We start from the raw sequence: 14,195 nt of genomic DNA, 5'->3' as shown, positions 1-14,195 counted from the left end.
CCAAGGCGAGTGATCGCTATGTCGTAGCGGCGCAACGCCTTTTCGGCGTCCCACTCCAGAATTTCCGCCTCACTTACCGGGTAAATGAGCGGCACGATATCGAGGATTACTTCGATGTCGCGTTCTGAAAGAAGGCCGCCGGCTGGTTTAAAAAATCGTCGATGCGCACCTGCAATTGCGTCCAGTCAGGGACGGTCATCTGGGCCAGATCGGGGATCATCAGGCCGGTGCAATGGGCGGTGATGAACTCGGCGCGTTCCTTGGCCGTTTTCAGTTTCTTCATCACTTTGGTGGCCCGCAGCGCCGGCATTTCCAGGCTCAGCGAGGTCACGGTGCGGCCGGTGACGGCAAGCGGTTGCAGCAGTTGCACCTGGTCGGGATCGTCGGATTTCTCCGCATCTTCGACCTGGTCGAGAAAGTACGACGCCGGACGGGTCGACATCTCGTGTACGTACTGCGCGATCGTCACGTAGTCCGGACGCTTGAGCTGGTCGAGTTCCTTGACCGACAAGCCGGTGGCCAGCAGCGCCAGTTCGAAGAACTGGTCGTCCTCATCGTCGCCGGCGCGTTCCAGCGCTTCTTTCTGGGCGGCGTAGAACAGCGGCTTGAGCTGGATCGATTCGATCTGCGAGCCGTCGTCACCGGTGATCGGCGACAACAGGTCATGCTTGGGTGGCATCCACGACATGTATGAATTCCTTGGTGATTCTTGAAGGGTGTTGCAGTCCCTTGTGGGAGCGGGGTTTGCCCGCTCCCACAGGGTTTTGTGATTGCCTTTGGCCGAGGCTTACGGCATCAGCACCGCACGACGGGCATCACCGAGGATGTCGACGCCGTTGAGGACAAATTTCTGGGTGCGCACGTCGATGTCGATCACCGGCACGCCGTTTTCCAGGCGGTTGTAAGTGCGGCAGGAGAGTTCCAGGTTGGTCTTGGGCTTCTCACCCATCTTCACCGCGGTCTCCTCGAGGGATTTCAGCTTGCCGCCGACCGTGTGGTAGGTGAACCAGGTGTTGCCGTCCTGATCCTGACCGGCTTCACGCACGTTCAGCAGGATGTCGTCACCCAGCTTCACACCCAGTGCGAGCATGACTTCGGTGCCCATGCCTTGCAGGGTCAACTTGGCATTGAGCGCTTTACCGCCCTTGGCCATTTCTTCGACGATGAAACGGCCGCCACGCATCTCTTCCACATCGAATTCGATCTTCGGCGGAGTGAATTCCTCCACGGTCGCCGACAGCGGCAGGCCTTGCAGGGTGGCCGCGATGGCCTGTCTTACGCGGTTGGTAAACATTAGAGAACGTCCTCCAGGAACTGCTCGATGATTTCATCGCGGGCGTTGAGTTGATAAACCATGTGTTCGTTCGGCGCGTAGCGGCCGTAGTCGATGACCACATACCAGGTGCCGTTCTTGTACTTCTCGACGCTGTTGAGTTCCGGGTGCAGATACACGCTGCCGCCGGGAATGGTTTCGTCGGCGACCAGGGTCTGCAGCCAGTCGTTGATGCGTTTGACTTCCTGATCCATGAACGACTTGGTCAGGTTCTTGGCCATGGCTTTCTGGCCGGCCTTCACCAGCTTGCGGCTGATGGCGTCCTCCAGACCGACGTAGCTGATGAACTTGCCGGTAATCGAGCGGTTGCCCAGCAGCGAGAAGCCGCCAAGGATGGTGCGGGCGTAGTAGCTGACGCCGTAGCGGTTGAGCAGATCGCCTTCAGTGGAGGTGTCGAGGATGTTGTACTCAACAACCCGCGACACGTCTTCAGCGTAGGTCACCTGGTTACCCGGGCTTTCCCATTGCTTGACCTTGGCCAGCGCGGCGATTGCCAGGCTGGACGGCGCGAGGAAGACGTTTTTCTTCGCGGCTTTCGAGTACACGGCCGGCATGTTGTGCACCACCAGGCAACGGTCGAAACCCAGATCCGCGCCGCCCAGTTCCTGGCTGTACAGCACCTGGTCAGCAACCGAGACATCCTTGCCGTCCAGCACCACACGGGCCTTGATGCGCTTTCCGAACGAGGCGAACTCGCTGGCCACTGCCTTGGTGCCGGTGAAGCCTGGCGCGCCGATGATGGTCAGGTCTTCCGGGACACTGCCCAGCGCAGCCAGACCGAGCTTGCGGCCGGTCACTGGCTCGATGCCGCCGATCACTGCGTTGACGGTATCGCTTGGGGTGGCGCCCGCTTCGACGATCACCACATACACCGGCACCTTGACCACTTTGAGGATCTGGTAAACGGCGTGGTACAGGGTGCCCTCTTCCGCACCGGTCGGATCGAGCAGCGCGTGAGTGGTGAAGCTGTTGATGCGAAACGGTGCGTTGCGCGGAATCAGCGGATCGGCTTTCGGCGCGGTGCCGACCAGACCGATGACGTTGTCACCCAGGCCACCCATGGCCTCGGGGGATTCGGTGGCATTGACGGTAATGCCGTTGTGCTCGAAGTTCAGAACCTCAGCCATAGTCAGTCAGCCTTCTTGGCAGCGGCCTTCACGGCCTTGGTGGTAGATGTTTTCAGCTCCAGTCGACCGGCGCTGTGCAGGGCACTGGCCTCGACGTCGAGCAGATCAAGTTCCTGGCCGACACTCGACCAGTGCCCACCGCCGGTGGGGAATGGAACGAGCACGGTGTAGGTTTGGCGGGTTGCCATTTTTCGTTTCTCCATAAACGGGAAAGCCCCTCGTTGGGAGGGGCTTGATGGGTGTTGAGTGTTTTTTGGGGGAAAGAAAACGCCCCAGTATGCGGGGCGTTTATTTGAGATCTGCGGTATCAGCAGACGATGAGTCCGGCCAACCCTCGGCAAGCATTTCGTCGTGGTACTCGCCTGTCTCGATTGCGCGTAACAACGTCAGCTCCCGGTCAAAGCAAGCCTGGACGTGCGCCCGTACTGCCTTCGCGATATCGATGATTTGCGCAGCGCCAATCTCGACGAATCCTTTCGTTGTTTTGAAATTGCAGCGGTATTCAGGATCGAAAATGGCTGAGAGCCCCATGCTTGCGATCAGCGCCTGGCTGTCGCGGGTTGTCTCGATTTGCAGGCTGCCGACGACAATGCCGACGCCCTCCCGAGCGAAGCGCTCAGCCGCCACAGCGGCCTTGAGTTCATCCAGCGAGACCACCGGAACGCCTTCTGGCGCAAAACGCTCGCCGTCGTACAGCCAACCCTCTTCGACCTCGCCGGGGCATTCGATCCAATTCATATCCGGGTGAAACATCGTCTTTATGTCGCCGTCGGTTTCGAACAACTGAACGGCCTTACCCATGTAAAGAAGGGCGTATTTTTTCATCAGGCGTATTCCTCGAAAATCACAACACCGCCAGCGCCCGGTGCGCCGTTGCGCGCTGCCATAGATGGGCCGTTGGCCACACCACCACCACCGCCCCCGTATCCCGTACCGTTCTGAATCGAAGCGCCGATACCGTACCCACTTCCCCCTGCACCAAGTGGTCCGCTACCGCCATGACCAGCCAGAGTCGACCCATTGACGGATATACCGGGATATCCAGGCGCACCAGGCATGTTGAGTAAATTGCCTCCAGAGGATGGCGCCCCCGGATAGCCGCCCACGTACAAGGCATAACCTACCGTCGATACAGCAATAGAAAAGATTGACCCCAGACCGCCCGGGGCAGACAACAGTGCCCCCACCGAGGTGGCGCCGCCTGTGCCGCCACTGGTTCCAGTTGTGCCTGAAGCCAATCCAGCGATCCCTGCAAGACCTACGATGACCGACTGACTCGCGCCAATTTCCTCCGCCGTCAGTAGCGCCTCCGCATAGCTGCCAGCCGCGCCACCACCGGACGCAGAGACTTGGCCAGATGCCGTAGCAGATGCACCGCCAGATCCTGCTCCGCCTCCCACGATCCGAATCCGAACCTTTTTCATCCCGGGCGACGGAACGTAGGTCCCGTTAGCCGTAAACTTCTGAATATTCAGAAGGCGACCAAACTCGTTTTTAATCACTCGCTGCTCAAGCGAGGCGATATCAATCGTTCCCTGGTTAACCGGTGTGTTCCAAGCCTTGATGCACCACATCACCGCCAAGTTGCGCGGACGTGTGCCGCCAAAGGCTAATTGATCGCTGTTAACAACTGTCGAGCTGGCATTGATAACCGACACGGTGTACTGGGCGCCCGGATAGTCCGCAACGTTGACGGCGTCGTATCCCATGTCCAACAAAGCCGTGTCAGGCGACGACGAAGCGTTCCTGTCCGATACCGTCGATATCGATGAGCCGATATCAAATACGTGTTCAGATGCCTTTTGCCAGCTACCAATCGTTCGGCCAGCATCAACACCACGCCCATGATCCCAACCACGCAGGAACTCACCACGCGTATCCGGTAGCCGCGTATAGCTCGCGTCGTCACCGACGATGTTGAATTTCTTGTTCAGGTACGTCGCAAGATGCGGATAGAGCGCGTCCTGAAACAGACTGCCGTTCGCTTCCAGATAGCCAGGAGGCACTACACCAGCCGGGAACGGCATCAAGGCGCCCACCGGTACCGCCGATTTCATTTTTTCCAGCTCGGCGGTAAGCGCGGCAACGTCGATGTTTCCCTGATTGACCGGAGCGTTCCAGGCTTTGATGCACCACATGACGGCGATGTTGCGGGGGCGAGTTTCAATTCCCCCTGAGTTAACGGTCGTAGTTGGGGAGGTCAGGTTGTTGGAGTCAGGCCCTGAAGTAGACAAAAAACCGCCTGTAACGGGAGGTGTCACTACTCCGTTCACAATACCCGCTGCAGTCCCCCCGAAAGGGTCAATATTCGCAGCTACGTCATCAAAATACCTGTGACTGTGGCTCTTGAAATCATCGGCCTGAAAACTGCCGAGTTGACGCCCCGCGTCCACACCCCGCCCATGATCCCAACCGCGCAAGAACTCCCCACGCGCCTCAGGCAACCGGAAATTCCCGACACCCTCATCCCCCTTGTTGAACTTGCCGCCCAGATAGGCGCTCAAGTCCGGGTAGGTCGCGCTGCTCTTGACGCTGTTGTCCAGCTCCAGAAAGCCCGGTGGCGGTGTATCAACGGGGAAGGCAACAATCGAACCCACCGGCAACGCCGACGCCTTGGCAATCAACGCTTCGACTTCAGCCTTGGTGTACGAATCCTTGATGCCAAAACCGGCCAGCGTGTCGGGATTCGAGCCGGCCGTCGCGCGGCCGTATTCGTCGACGCTCAGACTCTTGTAAGTCCCAGCGGTAATGCCCGTGCGCCCTGCCAGCATCTTGAATGTCAGCGCAGTAGTGCCAAGAGTGATCGGCGCGTTGGTGGTCAGGTGCCACAGCGAATCGCCGTTGAGCGTGCCCTCTTCCACCATCACCGTCAGGCCCGGCGTGACCTTGGCGCTGACGTTGGCATCGTTGGCCCGAACCCAGTCACCGTTGGCGACGATCCACAGGCCGTTGTCTTTGGCCAGGGTCTGGTTCGGCAACAGCACGCGGTCGCCGGCAATCACGGCAACGCCGTCAATCTGCTGCGCACCGTTCAACACCACGTTGGCGGGGGCGGCGACGCGCACCGACTGCTTGCCGTCGAGTTTGCCGAGTTCTTCGGCGAGGTAGCTCATGACCCAGGCGCGGGTGGCCTTGACCACGGTGTCATCAATCTGCAGCGTCACCAGCGAGGCATTGCTGGTCTCGAAAATCGAGCGGATGTAGAACTCTTTGCCCGAGCCCGACGTGGCCAGTACCGGTTTGAACGACTCCGGGTATTTGACGATGGCGTAGAGAATGCCGGTGTCGGTCCACAGACCGGCTTCACGCACGTACCAACCGCCGACGTCCGGCGGAATGGTGACTTCGGCGAGCAGCCAGCTCGGATTCTTCTCGTCCTGGAACAGCGCATTGAGCGGTCCGCGCCAGACTTCGCGTTTCAGCGCGGTAGCCGTCGCGGCCGGGTTGTAGACCGCGCCGCCGCCATCGCCGACGGAAATCTGCGTCAGCTTGATCGGCAGGCCCGCAGCCTTGCACGCCGTTTCGTAGGCAATCCCTGCGTTGGTGAGCAGGGTGTAATAGTCAGCCATTCAGGCCCCCTGAGGATAAATAGTGGATGTTTCGACGGTGTACAGAGCGGCCGCCATGAAGGCCTCGCCGGATGTCTCGAGCCCTTCGAGGAACACCGGATAGACCGTGGTCAGTTCGCCGCAAAAGGTCGCGGCGCCGATGACGTGATTGCCGAAGGCGCTGAGGCCGACCGACACCGACAGCACGTCCCGCTCGCTCTTGGCATCAGCCAGGCGTCGGTCGAGACGGGCGTCGATTTCTTCGCTGTAGGGTTGTTCGCTGAAGGCCCGCACGGAAAAGCTGTAAGGCTCGCCGGGCGGGGTCTGTTCGTACCAGGCGCGAATCTCGGGCCTGAGCTGCAAACCCTTGGCGGCGTTTTCCAGCGCCTTGCGAGTGCCGGCCTGGCGCGCGGTGGGCCAGGCCAGTTCGACGGTCAGGCGCTTTTCCGCTTCCGGTGCGTCGGTGCTCCATTCGGCCACTCCACGATCCGCGGCGAGATACGGCAGAAACGCGACGGGCGTAGAGGCAGGATTCATCAGTTCGGGAAACGGCGGCGCGATGCGATCAAGCAACGCGCCGAAGCCGATATCGAGCGCCCGTTCCAGCGCCGAGCTGTTGGCCGGCAGCAGAGTCGGACGCGGTGTCTGATCCGTCATAGCGTCTGCACCTCGACTTCGACTGCCGTGCAGTACGGCGCTTGAAACGCCGAGCACACAATGGGCGCCAGCGGTTCAAGGATCTGCAATTGCACGGCGCCGGCGCTGTGCAGCGTGTAGTCGATCCAGCTCGGATCGACCCGGCCTTCCAGGCGATGGCAACTGTCGGCGTAGGCTTGCAGATGTTGCTCGGCGGCGACCTTGGTCAGGCCCGAATCCGGGCCGGAATTGATCTTTGCCACGACGCGGATTGTGTAGCGCTGAATCTCGGCACCTTTGACCGTGACTTTGTCGGTTTCCGGACAAACATCGGGCCGGGCAAAGTGTTGGCGTACACCTTCGAGCAACGTCGCGGATGGCGTACCGTCGCCTTCGCGGGCAAGCACGGTGACTTGCACTTCACCCGGCGCGGTACGACGGCCATTACCGTCCTTGACCTGCGCGGCGAGGCCATCCGGGTCGAAGGTGTAAGTGACGTTTACCACGCCCGTATCGGTGGATTCGACTTTCACCGCCGGCCGCTCGCCGAGGGTGAACACCTCGCGACGGTACTGCATCCGCGAGCCGGCGGCCGGAGCGTGGGGCGCTAGGTAATAGCGCAACCGGGCGTCATCGTCGCTCTCGTAAATCGCGGGCACCGGCGGGAATGCCGCCGCGTCGCCCGGATCGAGCAATTGGCGCTCCAGGCCCATGTCCGCGAGCCGCGCATCAAGGTTGCTGCCGGTGGCCCACCACGCCAGCATCTGCTTGATCCGGGCGTTGTATTTGCGTTCATGGGTTTGCAAGCGAACGCAGAAAGCCTCGAGGGCCAACGTCAGCAACTCGCTTTCGTTGTCCAGGCTGGTCTTGAGTTTTTCCGCGCTCTGCGGCGAGCGTGCGCCGACGTACTCGATGACGAAAGTCTTGAACTCGGCGAGCAGATCCTCGAAGGCATCGACCTTGATCAAGGAGGGTTCGGCCAACTGGTTCTGGCCGGGGATCAACATGCTCATGTCACGACCTCGAAAGTCTGTTGGCGGTTTTTCCAGGTGCCGGCAAACCGCAGCAACAGACCGGCGCCCTGTCGGGTGGCGACGATCACAGCGGGCTGGAAATCGCCGATGCCGTTTTGCGGGTTGTAGAACGCCTGGGCTGCGTGGCTCTGGGCGAGCAACAGAACGTCGTCGCCCAGGTTTTGCCCCAGCAACGTGGGGATCAACGAACCATAAAGGGGCCTTTTTTGCCGGGTGCCCAGCGGCGTGGTCAGGGCCCGGGTCGCGCGCTGCACGAATTGCAGCCAGTCGTCGACCGTGGCCCCGCTGTCTCTATCGATTCCGATCATGGGAAGCTCTTGATTCAGGGGCTGATGACGCGGCCCTGGTGATCCACCAACGGGCCGCTGAAGTGCACGCCCGAGGCGTCGATGGTCAGGCCGACCGAGCCCAGTTGCAGGGTGATCGCTTGCGGGGTCATCGCCAGCCGTGCCGGGCCGATGCTCAGTTCAAGCGATTCGCGAGAGCCGCTGAAGGCTGCCGGACCGTTTTGCCAGTGCAGGGTGTGCGTGGCGTCGTCGTAGCCGCTTTCGCTGCCGTCCTGATGAACACGACGCGTCAGCGTCGGTACGGTGGAGGCCGGTGGAAAACGGTCACTGTTCAGGCCGAACAACGCCACGCTCTGCGCACCGCTTTCGCCGCTGCCGTAGTTGAACAGCAGACACTGCTCACCCACCGTCGGGATCCGCGACTCGCTCTGCGCGCCGGCGCTGGGGTTGAAGAATTTGATGGCCGGGGTGAGCAGTCCACCGTGGCTGACCCGGCAGGTGTTGCTCGCGGCATCGACGTCCTGGCAGATGCCGATGCGGCAATAACTCTCGGCGCGCCGGTGCAGGTCGTCGATCTCGGCGTCCATTTCCGCCAGGCGTTCGATGATCGGGCCCAGTTGCATTCGCAGTAACGCGTCGAACATCGGTCAGGCCTCCAGCGAGGTGTATTGGTCGGGGTCGTCGATGTCGCTGACTTCCCAGGTGCGGGCGAATTTCGGCGTGCCGAGCGGGTCGTCGAGCAGGGTCGGGCCCAGGTAAAGGGTCTGATTGAACGACAGCGTCCAGGCTTTGTTTGGCTGGTCGGCGCGGATGAGCAATGACGGCATTCCATCGATGTTCATCGGCAGATCGCATTGATCGCCGGACAGGCCCCAGCGGTTGTCGGTGACCAGGTTCTTCAGGGTGGCAATGAGATCGCACGCGGCAAACGCTGTAGCGGAAACCGCCGGAATCACTTGCAGCGTCAACGTGAGCACATGAGCAATGCGCCCGTTGGCGGCGCGCTCTCCCGGTGCATTTCGCTCGATGTCGATCAGCACCCAGGCTTTGTCGCCGGGGGCCGTGAAGTCATCGTGATGACCGACCTGCACATTCAGATCGACGCTGTTACGCAAGGCTGTGGCGATTGCCGTGAACAGCTGCGAAGGCTGCTGGATCGGTGTGGGCATGCTTGACCTCCTTTTCTGATGTCCACGCGAAGTCCCGCCGCACAGCGTGCAGCGAGACAGGAAAGTGAGGGGTTATTGCGGATCGCGCGGGGGAACTTCGCAGACGCCGATGCGCTTGGCCGCCCAGCGTTCGTAAAGACCGATGGCCACGTCGGCGCCTGCCATGGCGGTCAGGCAACCGAACGCGCCAGCGGCCCAGATCGACAAGCCTGCGGCGTATAGCAGCATGATCGCCGACACGCCGCAGATCATGCAGGCGCCAGAGCGCAGGGCCAGCCGCCGCAGCAAAGGCCAGCCACGGGCGCCATCCTTGTCGGCGCGCCACATTTCGCCGGAAACCCCGCCGGCCACGGCAAGGAGGATGACCAGCCAGACAGGCATGTCCGCCAACGCTTGTTGCTCGTTTGTCATGTCACGCCTCCGTAGGTGATTGATTAGTCTTGTGTATTGAGTTCAAACGGTTTCTCTCGAGGCGGGCATTCCAAAAAGCCCGGCGCTGAGGCCGGGCTTTTCAGTAGTGCGCTCCTGATGCAACGGTTGGCCGATGCGACCGGATCAGAACGGTGCCACCGGCCAGGTAACTGTGTACGGATAGCCGGACTGTTTCGACATATCGCCCAGATCAATGCAGTACTGCTTGTAAGCCAGCAACTGAGTCTGGTCTTCAGGTGTGGCAACGCTGAGGTCGACTTTGTATTGCAGCGGATGTACCAACAGCCACTTGCTGGCAGCTGTCAGCAATTCAAGAGCGGTCTGGGCCACATCTTTTTCGAGGTCCTGGACGGTTGGCTCACTGAAGACCCAGTCAACATAATTTGTAGTTGTCGCTTTCCATCCCACCTGAACGGCGGTGTTTGCGGTGATCTCAACCCACAAACCATCCCCGTCCGTTGGGGCTACTTCAGCGTCCACAATCTGCGTGACTTTGTTGAACGGCTTCGAATAATCGGTTTTAACCAACGCATAGCGATTCATCTACTTCTCCCTTTAATAGTTACTGGCGAATATCGCCCTTGGTTCTGCTCTCCTGAACGTACGCACCATTGTCTAGAGCGGAGTAAATATCAGGCAGGCATTCCAAAAAGCCCGGCAACTCGCCGGGCTTTTCAGTAATGCGCTCCTTCGCCTTCCTTCAATCCTGTGCTCGTGAAGGAAGCTGACTTTTCGGCGCTACTGGCGCGGTACGAGTCCATTCAAATTGTTTTTCCGACCGCGGTCCCTGCCCGCCGGATAACTGCTTCTGGTGCTTTACGCTGCACACCCGGGTCAGTTGCCAACCCTCTGAACCGTTGAGGCCGGTTCATCGCTGCCTGTTCTTGTGGAACTAAAGAGCTGTTGTTGCCAGCCGCTTTGTCGAGCGGCTTGGTGGCAAGAATATGCATGGATGCATATACAGTCAATGCGTAAATGCATTTATTTATGCACAAGAAATGCGCGGATGCATGAAAGCCCCGCCGTTCAAGGGTTGGCCGGTTTTCTACAGGCGAAAAAAAACCCGCAGAGGCGGGTTTTGTCAGAAAGGAATCAGGTTACCGGGCGTACATGCCCCACCAGAAGACGTGACCGAGGATGACGATCTGCTCTTCCTGCATATCCTGGAAGCTGTAGTCCTCGTCCGGGTGTTCATCGCGATTGAAGCTGCGCAGACGGATACCGGTAGGCAGGCGATAGAGCTGCTTCACTCGCAATTGACCGTTGTGGTTGATCGCATAAAGATCGCCATCGATGATGTCGCCGATCCCGCACTTGCCGGCGTTGACCCCGACCGTGGCGCCGTCGCGCAGCACCGGCAACATGCTGTTGCCGCGTACCGTCACGCATTTGGCCTGATCGAACTGCACACCGTTATGGCGCAGGCTGCGCTTGCCGAAGCGCAGGCTGGAGCGTTCGCTCTCTTCGATGACGAATCTTCCTGATCCAGCAGCCAATTCAACCTCGCGAAGAAAGGGCACCGACACCTCGTCGTCATCGACTGGCGTGTCGTCGTCCCACAGGCTTATGTCCTTGAGTTCGGAATGCAACTCGTCGCGTCCGGCGTTGGCGGCGGGCGCAACGTCCGCGCGCCCGCGCAACTGATCGGTGCTCACGGCAAAGTATTCGGCGATCTTCGAGATGTGTTTATCCGAAGGATCGACGATCTTCCCGCTGAGAATCCGCGAGAGCGTGGATTGAGGCACGCCGGTGCGACGGTGGAGCTCCGTGGGGGAGATCCCGTGCTGGTCGAGCAGTGCTCTTAAGACGGTAGATACGTTGCGTTTTTGCATAACGCGCATAGTGCTTGAAGTTTTTCGCGAAGACAAATGCTGATTTGCATAAATCGTGCATAGTCGACCTTTTCAAGCCAGATAGCTGTCACCCGGCCGCGATGCCTGCGTCCGACAGACCGCCCATGGTAACCTTGCGCCCATCGCGGAAATGCCCGGCCACTGCCGCGCTTTTGCCCCACACCTTTGAACGAGTTGCCTGACAATCCGATGAATAAAGCCGTCTCCGACCTGTCCTCCCACACTCCGATGATGCAGCAGTACTGGCGCCTGAAGAATCAGCACCCGGACCAGCTGATGTTCTACCGCATGGGCGACTTCTACGAGATCTTCTACGAAGACGCGAAGAAGGCGGCCAAGTTGCTGGACATCACCCTGACCGCGCGCGGGCAGTCGGCAGGTCAGGCGATTCCGATGTGCGGGATTCCGTATCACGCGGCGGAAGGCTACCTGGCGAAGCTGGTCAAGCTCGGCGAATCGGTGGTGATCTGCGAGCAGGTCGGCGACCCGGCCACCAGCAAAGGTCCGGTGGAGCGCCAAGTGGTGCGGATCATCACCCCGGGCACCGTCAGCGACGAGGCGTTGCTGGATGAGCGTCGCGACAACCTGATCGCGGCGGTGCTGGGCGACGAGCGTCTGTTCGGTCTGGCGGTGCTGGACATCACCAGCGGCAACTTCACCGTGCTTGAGATCAAGGGCTGGGAAAACCTGCTGGCGGAGCTTGAGCGGGTCAACCCGGTCGAGTTGCTGATCCCGGATGACTGGCCAAAGGATCTGCCGGCGGAAAAACGCCGTGGGGTACGTCGTCGCGCACCGTGGGATTTCGAGCGCGACTCGGCGCTGAAAAGTCTCTGTCAGCAATTCTCCACCCAGGATCTGAAAGGCTTTGGCTGCGAAACCCTGACCCTGGCGATCGGCGCCGCCGGTTGCCTGCTGGCATACGCCAAAGAAACCCAGCGCACCGCCCTGCCCCACCTGCGCAGCCTGCGCCATGAACGGCTGGACGACACCGTGGTGCTGGACGGCGCCAGCCGCCGTAACCTTGAACTTGATACCAACCTGGCCGGTGGCCGCGACAACACCCTGCAATCGGTGGTCGACCGTTGCCAGACCGCCATGGGCAGCCGCTTGCTGACCCGTTGGCTCAATCGTCCGCTGCGCGACCTGACCGTGCTGCTGGCTCGCCAGACCTCGATCACTTGCCTGCTCGACCGCTATCGCTTTGAAAACCTGCAACCGCAGCTCAAGGAAATCGGCGACATCGAGCGGATCCTGGCGCGGATCGGCTTGCGCAATGCCCGCCCTCGCGATCTTGCCCGCCTGCGTGATGCACTCGGTGCGCTGCCTGAACTGCAAGCGGCGATGACCGATCTGGAAGCACCGCACCTGCAACGTCTGGCGTCCACCACCAGCACCTACCCGGAACTGGCGGCGCTGCTGGAAAAAGCCATCATCGACAATCCGCCGGCGGTCATCCGTGACGGCGGCGTGCTGAAGACCGGTTACGACAGCGAGCTCGACGAGCTGCAATCGCTGAGTGAGAACGCCGGCCAGTTCCTGATCGATCTGGAAGCCCGGGAAAAGGCGCGCACTGGCCTCGCCAACCTGAAAGTCGGCTACAACCGCATCCACGGTTACTTCATCGAACTGCCGAGCAAGCAGGCTGAATCGGCGCCGGCAGACTACATCCGCCGTCAGACCCTTAAAGGTGCCGAGCGCTTCATCACACCAGAACTGAAAGAGTTCGAAGACAAGGCGCTGTCGGCCAAGAGCCGCGCTCTGGCTCGCGAGAAGATGCTCTACGAGGCGTTGCTGGAAGATCTGATCAGCCAATTGCCGCCGCTGCAGGACACCGCTGGCGCGCTGGCCGAACTGGACGTACTGAGCAACCTCGCCGAGCGTGCGCTGAATCTCGACCTGAATTGCCCGACCTTCGTCAGCGAACCGTGCATGCGCATTTCCCAGGGTCGTCACCCGGTGGTCGAGCAAGTGCTGACCACGCCGTTCGTGGCCAACGACCTTAGCCTCGATGACAACACTCGCATGCTGGTGATCACCGGCCCGAACATGGGCGGTAAATCCACTTATATGCGCCAGACTGCACTGATCGTGCTGCTGGCACACATCGGCAGCTTCGTGCCGGCCGCCAGCTGCGAACTGTCGCTGGTGGACCGGATCTTCACCCGGATCGGTTCCAGCGATGACCTCGCCGGTGGTCGCTCGACCTTCATGGTGGAAATGAGCGAAACCGCGAACATCCTGCACAACGCCACCGAGCGCAGCCTGGTGCTGATGGACGAAGTCGGTCGCGGCACCAGCACTTTCGACGGTTTGTCGCTGGCATGGGCGGCGGCTGAGCGACTGGCTCAGCTGCGTGCCTATACTCTGTTTGCGACGCACTATTTCGAACTGACCGTGTTACCGGAGGCCGAACCGTTGGTGGCCAACGTGCACCTCAATGCGACCGAGCACAACGAACGCATCGTGTTCCTGCACCATGTGTTGCCAGGCCCAGCCAGCCAAAGCTACGGTTTGGCTGTGGCGCAACTGGCCGGTGTACCGAGCGAAGTCATCTTGCGTGCTCGCGAGCATCTGAGCCGCCTGGAAGACACCGCACTGCCCCATGAAGCGCCGAAGCCGGCAGCCAAGGGCAAACCGGCGACGCCGCAGCAGAGCGATATGTTTGCCAGCCTTCCGCATCCGGTGCTGGATGAATTGGCCAAACTGGATCTGGATGACGTCACGCCGCGTCGTGCACTCGAAATGCTCTATGCACTAAAGAACCGGATATAAGCAC

At 60.5% G+C, this 14,195-nt stretch carries 15 protein-coding genes; 1 reads left to right on the top strand and 14 read right to left on the bottom strand.

Annotation, left to right across the window (positions count from 1 at the left end; all coding sequences use genetic code 11):
• Positions 1-106: 106 nt before the first annotated feature.
• The 14 genes from CAF79_RS07915 to CAF79_RS07850 all read right to left on the bottom strand — a co-directional run bounded on the left by CAF79_RS07915 (position 107) and on the right by CAF79_RS07850 (position 11,398).
• Positions 107-688, bottom strand: coding sequence for a phage tail assembly protein (locus CAF79_RS07915; RefSeq protein ID WP_085697358.1), 582 nt, complete (start codon positions 686-688; stop codon positions 107-109).
• A 99-nt stretch (positions 689-787) separates the two neighbouring features.
• On the bottom strand, positions 788-1,294 hold the full coding sequence (locus CAF79_RS07910; RefSeq protein ID WP_085697357.1) for a phage major tail tube protein: 507 nt from the start codon (positions 1,292-1,294) through the stop codon (positions 788-790).
• Positions 1,294-2,460, bottom strand: a complete 1,167-nt coding sequence (locus CAF79_RS07905; RefSeq protein ID WP_085697356.1) for a phage tail protein — start codon at positions 2,458-2,460, stop codon at positions 1,294-1,296. The genes CAF79_RS07910 and CAF79_RS07905 overlap by 1 nt, the downstream gene beginning before the upstream one ends.
• Before the next feature lie 2 nt (positions 2,461-2,462).
• Positions 2,463-2,648, bottom strand: a complete 186-nt coding sequence (locus CAF79_RS07900; protein ID WP_085612311.1) for a hypothetical protein — start codon at positions 2,646-2,648, stop codon at positions 2,463-2,465.
• Between the two features lie 100 nt (positions 2,649-2,748).
• The gene (locus CAF79_RS07895) at positions 2,749-3,285 is read right to left on the bottom strand and encodes a DUF4376 domain-containing protein (RefSeq protein WP_085697355.1); all 537 of its coding nucleotides are present in this window, start codon (positions 3,283-3,285) and stop codon (positions 2,749-2,751) included.
• Positions 3,285-6,029, bottom strand: coding sequence for a phage tail protein (locus CAF79_RS07890; RefSeq protein WP_256579247.1), 2,745 nt, complete (start codon positions 6,027-6,029; stop codon positions 3,285-3,287). The genes CAF79_RS07895 and CAF79_RS07890 overlap by 1 nt, the downstream gene beginning before the upstream one ends.
• Entirely contained in the window at positions 6,030-6,665 is a 636-nt protein-coding gene (locus CAF79_RS07885) for a phage tail protein I (protein WP_085697354.1), read from the bottom strand.
• Positions 6,662-7,657 carry a baseplate J/gp47 family protein gene (locus CAF79_RS07880; protein ID WP_085697353.1) on the bottom strand — a complete coding sequence of 332 codons (996 nt, stop codon included), beginning with the start codon at positions 7,655-7,657 and terminating at the stop codon, positions 6,662-6,664. The genes CAF79_RS07885 and CAF79_RS07880 overlap by 4 nt, the downstream gene beginning before the upstream one ends.
• Positions 7,654-7,986 (bottom strand): phage baseplate protein, encoded by a 333-nt coding sequence (locus CAF79_RS07875; protein WP_085697352.1) that lies wholly within the window; start codon positions 7,984-7,986, stop codon positions 7,654-7,656. Before CAF79_RS07875 ends, CAF79_RS07880 begins: the two co-directional genes overlap by 4 nt.
• A 14-nt stretch (positions 7,987-8,000) precedes the next feature.
• Positions 8,001-8,609 carry a phage baseplate assembly protein V gene (locus CAF79_RS07870; RefSeq protein ID WP_085697351.1) on the bottom strand — a complete coding sequence of 203 codons (609 nt, stop codon included), beginning with the start codon at positions 8,607-8,609 and terminating at the stop codon, positions 8,001-8,003.
• Between the two features lie 3 nt (positions 8,610-8,612).
• Complete coding sequence (locus CAF79_RS07865; protein ID WP_085697350.1) at positions 8,613-9,134, bottom strand: hypothetical protein; 522 nt, start codon at positions 9,132-9,134, stop codon at positions 8,613-8,615.
• A 72-nt stretch (positions 9,135-9,206) separates the two neighbouring features.
• Positions 9,207-9,545 (bottom strand): phage holin family protein, encoded by a 339-nt coding sequence (locus tag CAF79_RS07860; protein ID WP_085697349.1) that lies wholly within the window; start codon positions 9,543-9,545, stop codon positions 9,207-9,209.
• A 144-nt stretch (positions 9,546-9,689) separates the two neighbouring features.
• The gene (locus tag CAF79_RS07855) at positions 9,690-10,109 is read right to left on the bottom strand and encodes a tail fiber assembly protein (protein WP_085697348.1); all 420 of its coding nucleotides are present in this window, start codon (positions 10,107-10,109) and stop codon (positions 9,690-9,692) included.
• Positions 10,110-10,663: 554 nt separating this feature from the next.
• Entirely contained in the window at positions 10,664-11,398 is a 735-nt protein-coding gene (locus CAF79_RS07850) for an XRE family transcriptional regulator (RefSeq protein ID WP_041475154.1), read from the bottom strand.
• 210 nt (positions 11,399-11,608) lie between these two features.
• On the opposite strand from CAF79_RS07850, the gene mutS reads away from it, so the two are divergent.
• Positions 11,609-14,191, top strand: a complete 2,583-nt coding sequence (gene mutS, locus CAF79_RS07845; protein WP_085697347.1) for a DNA mismatch repair protein MutS — start codon at positions 11,609-11,611, stop codon at positions 14,189-14,191.
• The last annotated feature ends 4 nt before the right edge of the window (positions 14,192-14,195 follow it).

Origin of the sequence: Pseudomonas sp. B26(2017), from assembly GCF_002113045.1 — a bacterium.
Taxonomy (GTDB): domain Bacteria; phylum Pseudomonadota; class Gammaproteobacteria; order Pseudomonadales; family Pseudomonadaceae; genus Aquipseudomonas.
The sequence above is the reverse complement of the archived record's forward strand: the minus strand, read 5'-3'. Positions and strand labels throughout refer to the sequence as shown.